The sequence below is a fragment of the Arthrobacter sp. FW306-1B-F12A genome, from assembly GCF_058781865.1.
Genome location: NZ_JBYSXD010000119.1, coordinates 1 through 608 on the forward strand (window position 1 = coordinate 1; position 608 = coordinate 608).

The 608-nt window shown below is 61.3% G+C and carries 1 protein-coding gene; it reads right to left on the reverse strand.

Annotated features, from left to right (window positions below):
* Positions 1-142 precede the first annotated feature (142 nt).
* Positions 143-511 carry a type II toxin-antitoxin system death-on-curing family toxin gene (locus AC3WJU_RS22480; protein ID WP_284990456.1) on the reverse strand — a complete coding sequence of 123 codons (369 nt, stop codon included), beginning with the start codon at positions 509-511 and terminating at the stop codon, positions 143-145.
* Between the last annotated feature and the right edge of the window lie 97 nt (positions 512-608).

A 608-nucleotide genomic window follows, 5' to 3' on the forward strand; every position in this document is an offset into this window, starting at 1 on the left:
GTACGGCCCAATCCGACCGATATACGACCCAGTCCGACAGCAAAAGTGTTGACACTGTCAACAGCCCGCATCCGCCCCTAGGACTCCCCCGAACCAAACGCCAGAGAGTTCCAGCCATCAGCTTGGGACCGCTCCGCGGGACCTAGCGTCGAATCAGATGTTTTTCGATCACGATGGCGCTGCGCTGCAAATCGATCTCACCGGCGGCCACGCCCACCACCAGGTCGAAGCCCTCGTCGGAGTCGAAGTCGTGCCGGTAGCCGTTGATCCAGAGCAGGAGCACCATGAGTGTCCAGGCGGTGCGCTTGTTGCCGTCGATGAGCGGATGAAACCTGGCCACGGACTCCAGGAGCGCCGCGGCCTTCATGGCCAGTTGAGGATAGGCTTCAGTGCCCATGACCGTCGTAGCGGGGCGCGCTAGAGCGGAGGCGAGCAGCCCGATGTCACGGATATGGAACCCGTACCGGTCGATCACCTGCAATGCGTCCTCGATTTCGAGGTACAAACTCATGCATCCTCAAGGCGTTTGAGCAGCTCCGCGTCATGGCTCATCACGAAATCCAGACCCTCACTGATCTCGCGACGGCGGCCGTGCCGTTGCAGGACCA